Origin of the sequence: Nonomuraea sp. NPDC049649, from assembly GCF_040675175.1 — a bacterium.
GTDB lineage: Bacteria > Actinomycetota > Actinomycetes > Streptosporangiales > Streptosporangiaceae > Nonomuraea.
In genome coordinates this window covers 1-15,875 of record NZ_JBFAOH010000045.1, presented here as the reverse complement: position 1 = coordinate 15,875, position 15,875 = coordinate 1, and the positions used below count along the sequence as shown (strand labels likewise).

At 71.3% G+C, this 15,875-nt stretch carries 15 protein-coding genes; 8 read left to right on the top strand and 7 right to left on the bottom strand.

The annotated features are described in order from the left end of the window. Positions 1-2 precede the first annotated feature (2 nt). Together sucD and AB0J42_RS32945 are read left to right on the top strand one after the other, a co-directional pair. Positions 3-878: a succinate--CoA ligase subunit alpha gene (gene sucD, locus AB0J42_RS32950; protein WP_364301470.1), complete on the top strand. Its 876-nt coding sequence runs from the start codon at positions 3-5 to the stop codon at positions 876-878. Positions 879-1,027: 149 nt separating this feature from the next. Beyond that, positions 1,028-2,656 carry a DUF6350 family protein gene (locus AB0J42_RS32945; RefSeq protein WP_364301468.1) on the top strand — a complete coding sequence of 543 codons (1,629 nt, stop codon included), beginning with the start codon at positions 1,028-1,030 and terminating at the stop codon, positions 2,654-2,656. Positions 2,657-2,664: 8 nt separating this feature from the next. On the opposite strand, the gene AB0J42_RS32940 is transcribed toward AB0J42_RS32945, so the two are convergent. After that, complete coding sequence (locus AB0J42_RS32940; protein WP_364301466.1) at positions 2,665-3,084, bottom strand: hypothetical protein; 420 nt, start codon at positions 3,082-3,084, stop codon at positions 2,665-2,667. A gap of 57 nt (positions 3,085-3,141) precedes the next feature. On the opposite strand from AB0J42_RS32940, the gene purN reads away from it, so the two are divergent. From purN to AB0J42_RS32925, 3 genes are all read left to right on the top strand, one after another. Further along, on the top strand, positions 3,142-3,789 hold the full coding sequence (gene purN, locus AB0J42_RS32935; protein ID WP_364301464.1) for a phosphoribosylglycinamide formyltransferase: 648 nt from the start codon (positions 3,142-3,144) through the stop codon (positions 3,787-3,789). Beyond that, a complete protein-coding gene (purH, locus tag AB0J42_RS32930; RefSeq protein WP_364301462.1) occupies positions 3,786-5,339 on the top strand; it encodes a bifunctional phosphoribosylaminoimidazolecarboxamide formyltransferase/IMP cyclohydrolase in 1,554 nt (517 codons plus the stop codon). Before purN ends, purH begins: the two co-directional genes overlap by 4 nt. Positions 5,340-5,463: 124 nt before the next feature. After that, on the top strand, positions 5,464-5,646 hold the full coding sequence (locus AB0J42_RS32925; protein WP_364301460.1) for a hypothetical protein: 183 nt from the start codon (positions 5,464-5,466) through the stop codon (positions 5,644-5,646). Here AB0J42_RS32925 and AB0J42_RS32920 read toward each other — a convergent pair. The 3 genes from AB0J42_RS32920 to AB0J42_RS32910 are packed head-to-tail and all read right to left on the bottom strand — an operon-like array spanning position 5,625 to position 10,945. Then, positions 5,625-6,599, bottom strand: a complete 975-nt coding sequence (locus tag AB0J42_RS32920) for an ROK family protein (protein WP_364301458.1) — start codon at positions 6,597-6,599, stop codon at positions 5,625-5,627. The two genes, AB0J42_RS32925 and AB0J42_RS32920, sit on opposite strands and share 22 nt — an antisense overlap. Positions 6,600-6,617: 18 nt before the next feature. Beyond that, on the bottom strand, positions 6,618-7,364 hold the full coding sequence (locus AB0J42_RS32915) for a hypothetical protein (RefSeq protein ID WP_364301456.1): 747 nt from the start codon (positions 7,362-7,364) through the stop codon (positions 6,618-6,620). After that, positions 7,361-10,945 carry an NEW3 domain-containing protein gene (locus AB0J42_RS32910; RefSeq protein WP_364301454.1) on the bottom strand — a complete coding sequence of 1,195 codons (3,585 nt, stop codon included), beginning with the start codon at positions 10,943-10,945 and terminating at the stop codon, positions 7,361-7,363. The genes AB0J42_RS32915 and AB0J42_RS32910 overlap by 4 nt, the downstream gene beginning before the upstream one ends. 116 nt (positions 10,946-11,061) lie before the next feature. Between AB0J42_RS32910 and AB0J42_RS32905 the strand changes: the two genes are divergently transcribed. The 3 genes from AB0J42_RS32905 (at position 11,062) to AB0J42_RS32895 (ending at position 13,351) form a co-directional block, all read left to right on the top strand. Beyond that, positions 11,062-11,910 (top strand): bifunctional methylenetetrahydrofolate dehydrogenase/methenyltetrahydrofolate cyclohydrolase, encoded by an 849-nt coding sequence (locus tag AB0J42_RS32905; RefSeq protein WP_364301452.1) that lies wholly within the window; start codon positions 11,062-11,064, stop codon positions 11,908-11,910. Between the two features lie 31 nt (positions 11,911-11,941). Beyond that, positions 11,942-12,712, top strand: a complete 771-nt coding sequence (locus tag AB0J42_RS32900) for an IclR family transcriptional regulator C-terminal domain-containing protein (RefSeq protein WP_364301450.1) — start codon at positions 11,942-11,944, stop codon at positions 12,710-12,712. A gap of 381 nt (positions 12,713-13,093) precedes the next feature. Next, positions 13,094-13,351: a hypothetical protein gene (locus tag AB0J42_RS32895; protein ID WP_364301447.1), complete on the top strand. Its 258-nt coding sequence runs from the start codon at positions 13,094-13,096 to the stop codon at positions 13,349-13,351. 114 nt (positions 13,352-13,465) lie between these two features. On the opposite strand, the gene tgmC is transcribed toward AB0J42_RS32895, so the two are convergent. From tgmC to tgmA, 3 genes are read right to left on the bottom strand one after another with little or no spacing between them, the layout of a single operon-like run. Further along, positions 13,466-14,596 (bottom strand): ATP-grasp peptide maturase system methyltransferase, encoded by a 1,131-nt coding sequence (gene tgmC, locus AB0J42_RS32890; RefSeq protein ID WP_364301445.1) that lies wholly within the window; start codon positions 14,594-14,596, stop codon positions 13,466-13,468. Beyond that, positions 14,593-15,408: an MvdC/MvdD family ATP grasp protein gene (locus AB0J42_RS32885; RefSeq protein ID WP_364301443.1), complete on the bottom strand. Its 816-nt coding sequence runs from the start codon at positions 15,406-15,408 to the stop codon at positions 14,593-14,595. Before AB0J42_RS32885 ends, tgmC begins: the two co-directional genes overlap by 4 nt. Continuing rightward, positions 15,408-15,677, bottom strand: coding sequence for a putative ATP-grasp-modified RiPP (gene tgmA, locus AB0J42_RS32880; RefSeq protein WP_364301441.1), 270 nt, complete (start codon positions 15,675-15,677; stop codon positions 15,408-15,410). Before tgmA ends, AB0J42_RS32885 begins: the two co-directional genes overlap by 1 nt. Between the last annotated feature and the right edge of the window lie 198 nt (positions 15,678-15,875).

Genomic DNA, 15,875 nt, shown 5'->3' with positions numbered 1-15,875 from the left:
ACATGGCTATCTGGCTGACAGAGAACAGCAGGATCATCGTTCAGGGCATGACGGGCTCGGAGGGCACCAAGCACACCCGCCGCATGCTCGCCGCCGGCTCCCAGGTCGTGGGCGGCGTGAACGCCCGCAAGGCCGGCACCACCCACGAGGGCCTGCCCGTGTTCGGCACGGTCAAGGAGGCCATGGAGAAGACCCGGGCCGACGTGTCCGTCGTCTTCGTCCCGCCGGCGTTCACCAAGGACGCCGTCAAGGAGGCCATCGACGCCGAGATCCCGCTCTGCGTGGTGATCACCGAGGGCGTGCCGGTCCACGACACCACCGAGTTCTGGGCGTACGCGGTCGAGAAGGGCAACAAGACCCGCATCATCGGCCCGAACTGCCCCGGCATCGCCTCGCCCGGCGCCTCCAACGCCGGCATCATCCCCGCCGACATCACCACCGCGGGCCGCATCGGCCTGGTGTCGAAGTCCGGCACGCTGACCTACCAGCTCATGTACGAGCTGCGCGACTTCGGCTTCTCCACGGCCGTGGGCATCGGCGGCGACCCGGTCATCGGCACCACGCACATCGACTGCCTCCAGGCGTTCCAGGACGACCCGGGCACCGACGCGATCGTGATGATCGGTGAGATCGGCGGCGACGCCGAGGAGCGCGCGGCCGCCTACATCGAGCAGCACGTCACCAAGCCGGTCGTCGCCTACGTCGCGGGCTTCACCGCCCCGGAGGGCAAGACGATGGGCCACGCCGGCGCCATCGTGTCCGGCTCGGCCGGCACCGCCCAGGCCAAGAAGGAGGCCCTGGAGAAGGTCGGCGTCCGGGTCGGCAAGACGCCGTCCGAGACCGCCCGCCTCATGCGGGAGATCATGCAGTCGCGCTGACGAGCGGTGTGAGGGCCCCGCGGACGCCCGTCCGGCGGGGCCTTCCGCTTGCCAGGAGAGTCGCCCGGAAACGCAAACGGCTTATAAACCGGGCGGGCGCGGCGCGTCAACCAAGCGCCGGTCGGAAAAGATTGAGAAAATCACGTGTTGTGACGGCGATACTCGACCAGCTGCGCACCGCCCCCCGGTCGGTGCTCGGCAAGCTCCCCGGGGTCTCGAGTGACGACGACGGGTCACGCCGGCCCCTACCGGTCTCTGGCATGCTCGCCGCCGCCATGACGCTGGGCGCCGGGCTCGCCGTGCTCACCACGCTCACCCTCGTCGGCTGGATGGCCGCCCCGCGCGGGGCGCTCGGCCAGGGCATGCCCGGCGTGTTCCGCACGGCCGCGCAGATCTGGCTGGCGGCCCACCACGCGGGCTTCGAGATCCCCGGCGGCCGGGTCGGGCTGCTGCCCCTCGGCCTGATGGTGCTGCCCGCCCTGCTGCTCTACAAGGCCGGGCGGTGGATGGCCCGCGACGCCGACCTGCGGGTGCGGCTGCCCGCCCGGCTGCCGAAGAACAGCCCGAAGGAGAAGGCGAACGCGCGGCGGCGGGCCCAGCTCGTGCTGGTCGTGCAGGCGGGCGTGTCGCTGGCGGCGCCGTACGCGATGCTCGCCGGCGGGATAGCGCTGGCCACCACCAACGACATCACCACGCCGTCCGTCGGCGAGGCGCTGGTCAGCCACTTCCTGCTGGCGTTCCTGGGCGGCACGCTCGCCGTCGCGCGGACGATCGGGCCGTGGCGGGTCATGCCGCGCCTGCTGCCCGAGCGGGTCCGGGCGGTGACCGTCGGCACCGCCGCCGCCACCGCGATCATGCTGGCGGCCGGGCTGGTGCTCGTGCTGGTCGCCATCGTGGTCAACTTCGACCAGGTGCGGGAGCTGTCCGACGTGCTCTCGCCGGGGTTCGTGGGCGGGGTGCTGCTCCTCCTGGTGCAGCTGCTCTACCTGTTCAACGCCGTCATCTGGGGGATGTCCTACATCGCCGGGCCGGGCTTCTCGGTCGGCGCCGACACGCTGGTCGCGCCGACGGGCGTCAAGCTCGGCACGGTGCCGAGCCTGCCGATGCTGGGCGCGCTGCCCGACAGCGGGCCGGCGCCCGTCTGGATGATGGCGGTGATCGCGCTGCCGTTCGCGGCGGGCGCGGTGGCGGGCGTCCTGGTCGCCAGGATCTCGCCTTCTCCCGCGTACGAGGCAGCACCGCTCTGGGGTTTCGCCACGGGCGTATCGACCGGTCTGGTGGCCGCGGCGCTGGCGGCGCTGTCCGGCGGCCCGATCGGCGGCGGCCGGATGACGGTCGTGGGGCCGCCGCCGTGGGAGGTGGCCCTGTCGGTCGCGCTGGAGGTGGGCGTGGCCGCGGGCATCTCCGCCGGGGTGACCAACCTGCTGCTGCTCAGCCGTAAGGCCCGGGCGCCGCTCGACAAGGCGGCGGCGCCGGTGCGCCGGGCGGGTGCGGCGATCGCGAGAGCCGCCAGCAGGGTCGGGCTGGCCGAGTCGGACGCCCGCCCGCTGCCCGGCCACTGGATGGACGCCACCGAGGCCGACACCCAGCCCATCCCGGTCATCAGGGACGACTGGCAGGACGAGCATGCCTCGGCCGCCGCCGAGACCCTGGCCCAGGCGCGCCCGCGGCCCTCGCCCGAGGGGCCGCCGCGGAGCCGGAAGGACATCGTCGACGAGTCAGACGACAAGGGCGGCCACGTGATCTACGTGGACCCCTACGCCTGGGACCGCGACTGACCCGCGGCTCAGGGCTGGGCCGCGCCGAGCAGTTCCAGCACCTCCGGCGGCAGCTTCTTCTCGGCCGCTTCCTTGAACTGCACGAAGCACTCGCCCTGGGCCTGCACGGTGCCGGCGCCCTTCATGCATTCCTGGTAGGCGGCGTTCTCGTCCATCAGGTAGAACTGCATCGCGGTCGCGCCGGCCGAGAGCAGCAGCGCGGCCGTCGCCACGGCGATGCCGCCCGATGCCACGCCGGTGGGTTTGCCCGCGCTTTTCAGCAGCGGCAGGGCGCGAACGCCCGCCACCAGCGCGAACACCGCCATGACCAGCCCGGCCAGCGGCAGCATGAACGTCATCGCCAGAGCGGCGATGGACAACCAGATCGCCCGGCGGCCCGCGGCTTCCGCGGGCTGCTGACCGGCCGGTGCTTGCACCGGTGTCGACACCTGACCTCCTCTGCGTCGCCGGACCGGGAACGGATACGCTTGCAACCCCACCCCGCGATGTCCCTTGGAGTGCGCGTGTCAAAGGCTGGGCGGCTCGTCGTCCTCGTCTCCGGCTCTGGAACAAACCTACAGGCCCTGCTGGACGCTTCCGCCGATCCTTCGTACGGGGCCCGCGTGGTGGCCGTCGGTGCCGACCGCGATGGGATCGAAGGTTTGGCCAGGGCGTCACGCGCAGGCGTACCCACTTTTGTGCATAAATTGCGAGATTATCCATCTCGTGATGCCTGGGACGCCGCCCTCGCCGCCGACATCGCGGCCCACAAACCCGATCTGGTGATCTCGGCCGGGTTCATGAAGATCCTCGGCGCGCCCACGCTCGACGCGTTTCCGGTGGTCAACACCCATCCCGCGCTGCTGCCGGCGTTCCCCGGGGCCCACGGCGTGCGCGACGCGCTCGCGTACGGGGTGAAGGTCACGGGCTGCACCGTGATGCTGGCCGACGCCGGCGTCGACACCGGGCCGATCATCGCCCAGGAGACCGTGCCCGTGCTGCCCGGCGACGACGAGGCCAGGCTGCACGAGCGCATCAAGACCGTCGAGCGCCGGCTGCTCGTCGACACCGTGGGCCGGATGGCCCGCGAGGGCTGGACGGTCAGCGGACGGATCGTCCGCATCGGCAACCATCTAGGAGGGGGAAACTCGTGACCCGCATCGCCATCCGGCGCGCACTGATCGCCGTGTACGACAAGTCGGGGCTGGAGGAACTGGCCAGAGCCCTGGACGGTGCGGGGGTGGAGATCGTGTCGACGGGCGGCACGGCCGCCGCCATCGCGTCCTACGGCATCCCGGTGACCAAGGTCGAGCAGCTCACCGGCTTCCCCGAATGTCTCGACGGGCGGGTCAAGACGCTCCACCCGCGAGTGCACGCCGGGCTCCTGGCCGACCTGGGCAAGCCGAACCACGTGCAGCAGCTCGAAGAGCTGGAGATCGACCCGTTCCAGCTCGTGGTGGTCAACCTCTACCCGTTCGAGCAGACGGTGGCCTCGGGGGCGTCGCCGGAGGAGTGCGTCGAGCAGATCGACATCGGCGGCCCGGCCATGATCCGCGGCGCCGCCAAGAACCACAACACCTGCGCGGTCGTGGTCGACCCCGGCTTCTACGGCGAGGTGCGGGCCGCGCTGGAGCAGGGCGGGTTCACCCAGGCCGAGCGCAGGCGGCTGGCCGGCGTCGCCTTCGCCCACACCGCCGCCTACGACGTGGCCGTCGCCTCCTGGTTCGGCAACGCGTACGCGCCCGAGGAGACGTGGCCGGAGTTCATGGGCGCCACCTGGCAGCGCAAGGCCGAGCTGCGCTACGGCGAGAACCCGCACCAGAGCGCCGCCCTCTACACCTCCGGCAGCGGTGCGGAGAGCGGGGGGCTGGCCAACGCCGAGCAGCTCCACGGCAAGGAGATGTCCTACAACAACTACCTCGACGCCGACGCCGCCTGGCGGGCCGCGTGGGACTTCACCGAGCCGTGCGTGGCCATCATCAAGCACCAGAACCCGTGCGGCATCGCCGTAGGCGCCGACGTGGCCGAGGCGCACCGCAAGGCCCACGCCTGCGACCCGGTCTCCGCCTTCGGCGGCGTGATCGCCGTCAACGGGACGGTCACCGCCGCCCTGGCCCGGCAGATCGCCGAGGTGTTCACCGAGGTCGTGGTCGCGCCCGGGTTCGAGCCCGCGGCGCTGGAGGTCCTGACCGGCAAGAAGAACCTGCGCCTGCTCGTCTGCCCGCAGGGCCCGGCCAACGCGGCCGAGTTCCGCCGCATCGACGGCGGGCTGCTCGTCCAGCAGGCCGACCGGGTCGACGCGGCCGGCGACGACCCGTCCACCTGGCAGCTCAAGGCGGGCGACCCGGCCTCGCCGGAGATGCTGGCCGACCTGGCGTTCGCCTGGCGGGCCGTCCGCTCGGTGAAGTCCAACGCCATCCTGCTGGCCAGCGGGGGCGCTACCGTGGGCGTGGGCATGGGCCAGGTCAACCGGGTCGACTCCTGCCGCCTCGCGGTCAGCCGCGCGGGCGACCGGGCGGCGGGGTCGGTGGCCGCGTCCGACGCGTTCTTCCCGTTCCCCGACGGGCCGCAGGTGCTCATCGAGGCCGGGGTCAAGGCCATCGTGGAGCCCGGCGGCTCGGTGCGTGACCAGGAGGTCATCGACGCGGTCGAGAAGGCGGGCGTCACGCTCTACTTCACCGGCACCCGGCACTTCTTCCACTGATCTCCGAGTTCGGCGGCCCGGACTTCCCGGGCCGCCGATTTGCCGGGAAAGTGCTTCAGCATGCTTCTTGTCCGGTTAACCTGAAGCGCGTTGGGTGTTTCCCGTCCCCCTCGGAGTTGCTTCCATGCCGCTGTTCGACGCGTCCCTGCATGCCTTCCTGGCCGTGAACGGGTTCGCCACCAGCCCCTTCGTGCTCATCCTGCTGGCCTTCATCGGCGCTTACCTGGGCAGCCGGGTCGTGGAGCTGATCCCGTACACCCGCAGGATCATCGAGCGGCGCGAGGCTCAGCCCGCCGAGCGCAAGTAGTCCCAGGCCAGCCTGGCCGCCCCGGCGAGACCGGCCCGCACCCCCAGCGTGGTCGGCCGCACCTCGACGGCCCGCACGAACCCCAGCCCGCCGACGTCGTCCAGCGCCGCCTCCAGCGGCCCGAACAGCACCCGCCCCGCCTGCGAGACGCCCCCGCCGATGACCGCCGTCGTCACCTCGGCGACGGCCGCCGTCGAAGCGATCATCCCGGCCAGCGCCCTGGCGCCCCGCTCGAACGCGGCCTTTGCGACGGGGTCACCGGCCGCCGCGTCCCTTGCGAGCATCCGCGCGTCCGCGACCATGCCGTCTGCGGGGATTCCGGCCTCCGCACCACCGCCTGATTCGCCTGAGATGACGCTGGTCGCGCGTCTGGGGGTCCAGCCGTTCTCCAGGGCCCAGCGGGTCATGTGGGGGCCGCTGGCGTAGCGTTCGACGCAGCCGCGGCCGCCGCACTCGCAGCGCTCTCCGTACGGGTCCACGCTCATGTGGCCGACATGACCGGCGTTTCCGGTAGGGCCGAGCAGGGGGACGCCGCCGATGACGAGTCCGCCGCCGATTCCGGTGGACACGACGATGCCCAGCAGGGCGGGGCTGTTCTGGCCCGCGCCCAGCCAGTACTCGCCCAGGGCCATGCACTGGGCGTCGCCGGCGAGCACGGTGGGCAGGCCGGTCAGCTTCCGCACCTCGTCGCGGAGGGGGAAGCCGCGCCAGTTCGGGATGTTCACCGGGCTCACCGTCCCGGCGGCGAGGTCCAGCGGGCCCGCGCAGCCGATCCCGACCGCCTTGGGTTCCGGCCCGTCCGCGATCACCTCTCCGACTAATGCGCGCAGTGCGGCCATGACGTCCTGGCCCGGTGTGGGCCGGGTCGCGGAGCGCAGCACGGATCCGCCCTCGTCCACGAGCGCGGCGGCGAGCTTGGTGCCGCCGACGTCTATGGCAAGTACGTGAGCCATCACAACTCCTATCGGCGGTCAACCGTGTTTGTGGTGGTTGTCGGGCTGGCGGGGGTCGCCGGGATGCTCTAAACCGGGGACCAGCCGCACCGTCGCGGCCCGCCTCTCGTCGATCCACCGGGTGAACGCCCGCCGCCGCGCCGCCCCGAGCAGGTCCGGCGCTCTGCTCTCCGGAGGGCTGACGTCCGCCGGCTCGGCGACGGCCACGTGCCAGCCCAGGGCGTCTCGTACGGGGCCGGCGAGCGTGCCGGGAGGGCGGGCGCGGATCGCGGCGGCGACGGCGGCGGGCAGCGACTCCAGGGTGACGGCGCCCAGCGGCTCTAGGTCGGCCGGGGTGGCGGACTGCGCGTCCTCCGGGTGCTCGAACAGTCCGTACCGCACCTGGTGGCGGGCGCGCCGGTCTTCTCGTACGGGGGAGGAACGCCAGGAGGCGGGCACCTCGGCGGTCGCGGTCACCTGCCGGTACACCGCGCGCACCCACGGGCTGCCCTGATAGGCGGCGGTGTTGACCGACCCCAGCTCCACGGCGGCGACCGGGTCGAGCGGCGGGCCGTCCACGGGGGTGAGCCCGAGCCGGGCGGCCTCGTCCTCGCACAGGGTTTCGGTGAGGATGACCTGGGTGAGCCACCGGGCGAGCTGCCTGTCTTCCGCGCTGCCGGGCCGGGGGAGCGACGAGGCCGTCGGGCCCTCCCGCAGTGCGGCGATCCGGCGGTCCAGGACGTCCCGCCCTACGGCTCTGCCGCCCACGAAGCCGATGGTCGTCACCGGGTCACCTCCAGGCGGACGGTGGCGGCGTACTGGCAGCGGCCGAACCACATGACCTTGGGCAGCGCCCAGAAGTGCCCGCTTGAGGCGTCTTCCGGGGCCTCCACCGGGAACGTCACGTCACGGGTTCCTCCGGCGGGCACCGTGAAGCCCCGGATGACGTCGGGGAGCAGGTCCCACGTCCCCCAGGGGGCGGCTAGCTGGGCCTCGCCCCGGATCTCGCCTTGGGTGGTGTTCGTGAGCCGGACCGTGAGTGTTGTGCGGTCGCCGGGGTGGAGGGTGAACGTGCCGGTGAGCGTGGTCGCGGTCAGGCCGGTGGGGCGGGCCTCGGTGGCCGTCGTGCCCCGGACGGCGTCGGCGGGGTCGGGCACCGGGCCGGGCACCGGGACCTCGGGAGCGTCGCCGAGCGCCACCGTGGCGACGTCCTCGATCATCTGCCCGCCGACGCCGGTCCTGGCGGTGACGAAGTACAGGCCCCTGCCGGGGGCGGGGGTGACGGTGACGGGGAAGCGCAGGTGGCCGCCCGGCTCGACGCGGAACGGCCGTCGCGTCGGCAGCGCCTCCCACCCCTCCGGCACGAGCAATTCCACGACGCCTTCGTGGGCCGCGTCGGTGAGGTGCGACGCCACGACGACCTCCACCTCGAACGGCCCGCCGGGGGTGACCAGGCCGGGTGTCACGGTGACGGACACCGGCAGGTAGCCGAGTGGGGCGGGCCCCTTGTTGTGCAGCCAGTACCGCGCGTACACAGGCTGGGCGACCTCCCGCACGGCGCCCAGCTCGGGCCCGGCCTCCTCGGGCTGGACGGGCACCAGGAACGTCCCCACCTCGGCTCCACCCAGTCGCACCTCCCCGGTCCCGGACGAGGTCCCCGTGGGGTGTTCGAGGAGGTCGGCGTGGAGCAGGGTCTCGGGGAAGAGAGGGGAGTGGACGGCGGCGGTGGAGTCGAGCCCGGTGGCCTCGACCAGGCGCAGCGTAAGGCTCTCGTCGTCGTGCCGGGCGCGTCCGTGGGCGTGCGGGTTCCCACTGACCTTGAGGGTGCTCACCAGCACGTCCCGCTCGGGCTCCACACGCAGCAACGAATGCGTCTGCGGCAACGCCCCACCCGCCGCGTCCACGACGCGGGGGAGGAGCGGGGTGGTGAACTCCTGGCCCGCTGAGGGCAGGTGGTGGGCTCGCCAGTCGCCTGGACCGGCTGCTAAGGCGTACGAGAACTCGTGCGTCCAGTGCTGGAGCTGGAACGAAGCGCCGTCGGGGCCGGTGCGGCGGGGCGGGTCGATCCAGACGCCGGAGGGCCAGCCGGTGCTGGACCGCATGAGGGACAGGTGCAGCGCTCCCGACGGGTCTACGGCGAAGCCTGGGAGGCCGTACGTGAGCAGGGCCACGGTCCGGTCGTCGAGCCGTTCGGCGCCGAGCGGGCAGAGGGCGGGGATGACGGCGGTGGCCGCGTCGGCGATCAGCTCGTCCAGCGGGCCGGTGACGATCAGGGCCGGGAGGGCACGCAGGTCGCGCAGGTCGGCGCTGGGTTGCCAGACCTCGGGCAGCGGGCGTTCGGCGGGTATCCAGACGCGCGGCGCGCCCGATTCGAGCGCGCGGGAGAAGGCCGGGTCGCAGCGGGAGAGGAGTTCGGCGGTGACGGGGTTGGTGTCCGGGCCGCCGAGCACGATGCGGACGTCAGGCAGGTTGGAGTCCACGTCGAGCCAGCCGTACCGGGTGCCGGAGGCGGTGGAGGTGGTGGCGGTGACCCCTGCCCGGGCCAGCGCGGCGACGAGCTCGCGGGGCGCGTCCGAGGGGCTGGGGACCACGATCTCGGCGACGCCGATCGCCCGCGCGCCCGCCGGGCCGAGGTCCACCCGGGCGGTGGAGGACAGGCCGAACCAGGTGTGGGCCGGGTTGTCGAGCGTCCACGGATGCTCGGCGGAGTCCGCGTCCGGCAGGGCGAACCCGCGCCCGACGACCGCGCCTGCCACGTCCGACACCGGCAGCGCCCCCTCGACGCGCGCCGGGAACCGGACTCTGAGCAGGCGGTCGGCACCGGTGTAGTCGAGCACGCGGGTGGTGAAGTCCACCCGGTCCGAGCCGGTCAGCAGGGTGACGGTCTGTTCGTACGAGACCTCGCCCACCTGCCCGGTGACGACGATCCGCTGCCCGATGGGGGAGACCTCGGCCCGTACCGAGGCCGGGGCGCCGGCGGAGCCGATGACCCGGCCTGTGGGAGTCAGGTGCCATGGTCCTTCGCCCATGTCCGGGTGCTGGGGGTACTCCTCGTACAGGCGCAGCTCGTTCCCGAGGCCGGTGAGGAGTTCGCGGTCGCCGGCCAGGTCGGTGACGGAGGTGAGCGCGCCGCCCCGGGCGGGGTCGGCGACGGCGCGCCACCGCTCGTTCGCGATGGTCGTGCCGGGGAGCTGCCGCCAGACCTTGTCCAGCGCGGTGTGCGGGTAGCGGCCCAGGCCCAGCAGGGCGGCGGGCGCGGAGAGCCGCTCGGCGTCCAGCGCGGCGACCTCGGCGGCCCGCTGGGCCTGCTTGGTGTCGATGTAGGAGACGTCCTTGCCGGTATAGATCGGGTTCATGTCCCGTGATTGAGGGCTGAAGGACGAAATTTCGGTACGAACCGCGTCGAGGAAGTCCCGGGGCGTCCCGCACACGAACCGCGGCCACACATACCGCGCGTTCCAGGCACGGTGGATCTCGGTCACCCACTTGTTGGGCGGGGTGTAGTCGGTGCCGACGGGCAGCAGGACGTTCCGGGTGGCGGCGACGGGCTTGAGCGACCGGTACAGCTCGTACACCGCCGCCATCGCCTCCTCCAGCGTCGGCGCGGAGTCCATCCACCAGCCGGCCGAGTAGTGCGCGGGCATGTAGTGCGTCAGCACCCCCAGCCCGGACGGCGCGATCCACTCGAACTCGCTGGGGAACTGCATCACCGTCGCGTCGCCGCCCGCCTCCCTGTAGTTCCTGCTGATCGGCCCCCACTGGTGGAACGGCCCGCGCGCCCACGCGCTCGCCGTCAGCCCGGCCGCCGCCAGGTAGCCGGGGAACTGCGGGTCGTGCCCGAACACGTCGAGCTGCCAGGCGGTGCGCGGGTCGCCGCCGAGGATGTCGCGCTGGTAGCCGATGCCGTAGACGAGGTTCCTGATGGTGGTCTCGGCTCCGGTCAGGTTCGTGTTGGGTTCGTTGTACGTACCACCGACCAGCTCTGCCCTGCCCTCGGCGAGCAGCGCGCGCAGGTCGGCGCGGCGCTCGGGGCGGGTGTCGAGGAACGGCTTCAGGTAGTCCACCTCGGCCAGCACGAAACGGTAGTCGGGGTCCCGCAGGGCCAGCTCGATGTGCGCCTCCACCAGGGCGAACGCGTTGTTCTCCCAGAGCGGCCTGGTGGTCGCGTCGGCGGCCAGCGGCACCTCCAGCGTGACGGCGCCCTGCCCGGCGGGGACCGTCGCGTCGCCGCGCATGCCGTCCCCGCGCACCTCCAGCGGGGTTTCGCGGTCGCCGCGCACGACGGTGACCCTCAGCACCTGGCGTGGCCGCTCCACCGGCCCCGCGAACAGATCGGTCGGCTCCGCGGACAGCAGGCGAACAGACAATTCAACCCCTAACACCCGGGACCGGCGACGGTCACACTATGCCTTCCCGAGAGGGCTGACAACGATGTCATGGGCAGGGGAAACACACGCGCGGAGGGCATGGAAGGATTGACCCCATGAGCGCAGTAAGACTCGACGGCAAGGCCACCGCGGCGAAGATCAAGGCAGACCTCACGGCCAGGGTCGCCGCACTCAAGGAACGCGGCATCACCCCCGGCCTCGCCACGGTCCTCGTCGGCGACGACCCCGGCAGCCAGATCTACGTCGCCGGCAAGCACCGCGACTGCGCCGAGGTCGGCATCGCCTCCATCCGCGTCGACCTGCCCGCCACCGCCACCCAGGCCGAGGTCGAGGCCGCCGTCGACGAGCTCAACGCCTCACCCGAGTGCACCGGCTACATCATCCAGCTCCCGCTGCCCAAGCACCTCGACACGATGGCCCTGCTGGAGCGGATGGACCCGGCCAAGGACGCCGACGGCCTCCACCCGGTCAACCTCGGCCGCCTGGTCCACATGGTCGAGGCCCCGCTGCCCTGCACGCCCCACGGCATCGTGCTGCTCCTTCAGGAGTACGGGGTCCCCATCAAGGGCGCCGAGGTGGCCGTCGTCGGCCGCGGCATCACCGTGGGCCGCTCCCTCGGCCTCCTGCTGACCCGGCGCAGCGAGAACGCCACCGTCACCCTCTGCCACACCGGCACCCAGGACCTCGCCGCCCACGTGCGCCGCGCCGACATCGTGGTGGCGGCGGCAGGCGTCCCCGGGCTGATCACCAAGGACATGGTCAAGCCGGGCGCCGCCGTCCTCGACGTGGGCGTCTCCCGCGTCAACGGCAAGATCGCCGGCGACGTGGCCGCCGACGTGGCCGAGGTCGCGGGCCACCTCACCCCCAACCCCGGCGGCGTCGGCCCGATGACCCGCGCCCTCCTGCTGTCCAACGTCGTGGAAGCCGCCGAACGCGCCTCCTGATCATTCCCTTGACGAACAGCGAGGGACATCCATGGCCGAACACGTGCAGTCGCTGGCTCGCGGGCTGGCCGTGATCCGCGCATTCAGCGCCACGGCCCCCGAGCTGACGCTGAGCGACGTCGCCCGCGCGACCGGCCTCACCCGCGCCGCCGCCCGCCGCTTCCTGCTCACGCTCGTCGACCTCGGGTACGTGCGCAGCGACGGGCGGCTGTTCTCCCTCACGCCGCGCGTGCTGGAACTCGGGTACGCCTACCTGTCCAGCCTGTCGCTGCCCGAGGTCGCCGCGCCCCATCTGGAACGGCTCGTCGCCGAGGTGCGCGAATCCGCCTCCGTCGCGGTGCTGGACGGCGAGGACATCGTGTACGTGGCCCGCGTCGCCACCGCCCGCATCATGCGCGTGTCCATCAGCATCGGCACCCGCTTCCCCGCCTACTGCACCTCCATGGGCCGCGTCATCCTCGCGGGGCTCCCCCCGGCCGACCTCGACCACTACCTCGCCCACGCCGACCTGCGCCGCCTCACCACCCACACCATCACCGACCCTGGGGAACTGCGCGAAGAACTGGACCGGATCCGCGAGCAGGGCTGGGCGATGGTGGATCAGGAGCTTGAGGAGGGCATCCGGTCCATCGCCGCCCCCATCAGAGACCGCACCGGGGCGGTGGTCGCCGCGGCCAACGTCTCCTCCCACGCCAGCCGGACCACGCTCCAACAGGCCGAAGACGTCCTCCTCCCGGCTCTGCTGGCCACCGCCGCCAAAATCGAAGCCGACCTGGCGTCCCTGGCCCCTTCCCGCCCCTGACATTGCGTGGTTGCTGACCCGGAACGGCGTGTTCCTTGTGTGGGGTCCTGATCTGGAACGGTGCAGTCCTCGCCGCATGCGTCCATCGTGTGAACCTGAAACTGCGCGGTCCTCACCCCTCGCCCGCATGCGTCCTCCGTGTGAGCCTGGCCCGAAACAGCGCGGTCCTCGCCCGAAAGCGCGCTCCGCGCGACCCTGCTCAGGCTGTGTTCTGTGGGGGAGCCGCCAGGGGCCGCCCCTGGACCCCGACCGCTGGGCCGACCTCCGAAAAGGGGGTAGATGCTGACAAGAGGATCATGAAATAAGCGCTGGTCAGAGCAGTAATGGTGAATGCCGCGCCAAGGTGCTCTGAAACCGGTTGGATGCTCCATCGTGACGAGCATGAACGCCACCCGCGTCATCATCACCGCCCTCCTCGCCGAAGCCGAAGGGGTCCGTGCTGTCCAGCACGCCATGCCCGCGATTTTCCCGTGGGCGCGGCACCTCACCGAGGGCGAGACCCGCGAGTTCCTCCAGGACCTGTCCGAGGCCAGTTGTGCCGCCGACGACCAAGACGCCGAGGGGCGTCTGCACCGGGTAATCGCTGATTGGCGCGCGACCGCCTACATCCTGGCCAGTTACTCAACTCATCCGGCTTGACCAGCGGAGGATACATACTGGTGTGCTCCGGATAGCACAATCGTGTTGCTGACGGTGTTCTACAAGACCAAGCAGCATGATCAACGGCAGATCGATAGGGCGGATGATCTGCCTCTATGCGGGGAGGTTCCATGACGGGCTTGAAGGGTCTCCCAGCCATACGCGCTGGCTGTCTCTGGTGACCGTCAGCCCGAACGCCTCCTTGCCCGGGCTGCCGGCCGACTGCCACGTCGAGATCGCCTGTTCGACCGCATCCCACAGCCGCAGCGGTCCGTGCTGACGTACCTTCCACCCGCCGCCGGGCAGCGGCTCCGTGCTGGCTTGGGAGCCGGTGGCCACGTCCAGGAGGATCACCCGGTCCCCCATCCCCAGTTTCTCCGCTGACGGGGCCGCGAGTTGGGCGACGAAGAGGCCGGTCGGGTCTTCCAGCAGGCGGGGATCTATGAGGCTGTCACGCTCCTCTCCGATACCGAGCAGGTAGTGCGAGCGCGGCGGGCGGTCGTGTGCGCGGGCGAACATGAAGGAAAACTCGTCTGGCAAGAACCGGCCCGCGGCGGTGCCGTCGTCGGCCAGGGTGAGGTGTGCCAGAACCGTCGCGGACATCCAGCCGGACAGGGGTGTGGTGATGGTGCCGCCGTCCCGTACCTGCCACAACCAGGGGACGGGGACGTAGCGCACCGAGCAGGTGGCGATCAGGCGGTCGTATTCGGCGTCCTCGTCGTACACGGATAGCCCGTCGCCGACCAGCAAAGTGGGCGTGTAGCCAGCGGTACGCAGAGCCGAGCGGGCGCGACCGGCCACCGCCGGGTCGAACTCGACCGAGGTGACATGGCTGTCGTCGAGACGTTCGCACATCAGACCGGTCGAGTATCCGGTTCCGGTTCCGATCTCCAGCACCCGATCGTCCTCGCCGATCCCGGCGCGTTCGAGCATGCGCACCACCAGGCTGGGCTTCGTCGAGGAGGAGGTGGGCGCTCCGGTCATGGCACCGGTGGCGTCCTCCGCCATGACGCCGTTCACCTGCGTCACCCACGTCTCGTCGACGTACGCCATGGCCAGCCATCGATCCGGGTGCACACGGTCTCGTCTGATCGGCTCCCACACGGGTCCTTCTGGCCCTTCCGCGGGCCTGAAGACCGCCTCTCCCAGGAAGTGCTCCCGACGCACGGTCTCCAGCGGCCCGGACCAATCGGAGTTGGTCAAGCCACCGAGCGTGCGTCGCAGCTCTACGGATTCGCTGCTCATGGGGATCCTTCCGGTCGGGTCAGATGGTCGGCTATCGCGGCGGCGATCCCCTGGGAGATGGCTCCGCCGAACCAGCCCCACTGCCCGTTGGGGTTGCATTCCAGGAAGACCCACTCACCCTTGCCGGTCAGCGCGAAGTCGAACGCCCCGAACACCAGCCGGAAGGCGTCGAGATTCTTGTCCACGCGCACTTGAAAAAGATGGGCGGCGGCCTCGACCCGCTCATCCAGCGCGCCCGGCTCGACGGTGTCGGTCCACACCGTCTGCGCGACGCCATCGAGACTCCGGTAAGGCGTGGACCAGAAAGGCTTGTACACCACGGCGTTCGCCGAGGCGAATGTGCGGGTGTCGGTGAGGTCATTCGTCATCAGCGTGCGAGGAATGGCTAATCCGCAAGCCGCGGCCGTGGCGAGCTGAGCCGGTTTGTATTCGGCGTCACGATTGCGCCAGGGATGATTGAGGTAGCGAGCGCCGGGAAGGGCCGCGAGAACACCTCCCAGTCCGAAACGCGACTGGTCCGCCACCCAACGCCCCGTCATCGTGTCGAGGTGCCCGGGGGCCGTGTACGGCGTGGGCTGGCGCCAGTAGACCGACCGGATGCGGGCCAGGTCGAGGCTTCGCGTCCTGGTGACGATCGAGCCTCGCAGACCGCCTTCGTCAGCCGAGGCCGCCAGTTTCGCCTGACCGGGGAAGTCGGCGCCGGGGTCGAAGCGCGCGACCGGGACGTCCCGTTCGCGTAGTTCTCCCAGCACCAGGTCAGCGGTGGGGTCATCGATGCGGGTCACCACCAGGACCGGTGCGGGCGGCGGCATCAGTCCGGCACCCAATCGGTGGTGGAGTCGGGCTTGCCGATCCCGTTGTCGCTGCCGTCGCCGTCGGGGGTCGGCGGCTGGGTGGCGGTCGACTGCTGCACGTTGGAGCCGTGCTTGGCTGCTTCGATCGGCTGGTTGGTCACCGGGTCGGTGTAGACGCCCATTTGCGTGACGGGATCGAGTGCGACGCGATAGAGGGCGGTGCCGCCTCGGTCAGGAAAGGGAGCCATCCGGCTGATGCCCCAGGGCATGGACGAACTGACGGTCATAGTCGCCTCCTCGGGTTTCGACCGACACGTCAGCGCGTAGTTCCTTACTCCTTAAGGTAGTAAGGAAATCGATAAGAAAGCTCGTACCGGTTCCCGCCCTTGACCCAATGCCGCTAAGTTAGCGATCTTGCGAAGGTCGGGGCGGGTGCGCTGCACCGGGTGGTTGTGGGCGGTAGGTTTCGGCGGTGGCTGGAGCGC